Raw genomic sequence first — 536 nt, 5'->3', positions numbered from 1 at the left:
CCTCTAGCAGCATCAAGCGCCACCTTAGCTTTAAATTCGGGTGAGTGGTTTCTACGTTTTCTAGTCATAATCTGTTCCAGTATTTTTAGGTACTATCAAAACAGATCAATCACTTAAAGTCATGTCCGAAAATCGGGAGCCACTTCTTGAGCGGATGCCTTACAAACAGCGCGTCAGCTTCAATAAACGATATCCTCAAAAATGACGAGTTCTCTGATGACTTTAAGCAGACCTTCCTTAAGGTATATGAGAAAGGACCAAATTTTAATTTTGAAGACTTTGTTGTGACATATCCATGCGGAGGTGGTGCGGTATGCGGCAGTATTTTTGATTCTTCAAGTAACCGCTTTGTCTCATTCCCTGACGACTTCATCGGAGCATCAGAGAAGCCCCCTCTGGCAGGATAGTTGTCACTGTTAAAATTTAACCAGTTTGGGCGGTAAGAATGAATTGTGTCTCGTATTCCAGCAGAAAGAAAAGAAGCCATATTGAAGAAGCTACTGCCTCCATATTCAATGTCAGTAAGCCAGTTGTCA

Annotated in this window: 1 protein-coding gene; it reads right to left on the bottom strand. The window is 42.0% G+C overall.

The window, feature by feature from the left end:
- Positions 1–109: 109 nt before the first annotated feature.
- On the bottom strand, positions 110–536 hold a 427-nt coding region (locus ELS82_RS26830; protein ID WP_208733330.1), incomplete at its 5' end, for a hypothetical protein.

The sequence above is a fragment of the Vibrio ouci genome (assembly GCF_004551525.1).
GTDB classification, from domain to species: domain Bacteria; phylum Pseudomonadota; class Gammaproteobacteria; order Enterobacterales; family Vibrionaceae; genus Vibrio; species Vibrio ouci.
Note: the sequence above shows the minus strand (reverse complement) of the source record. Positions and strands in the feature narration are given on the sequence as shown.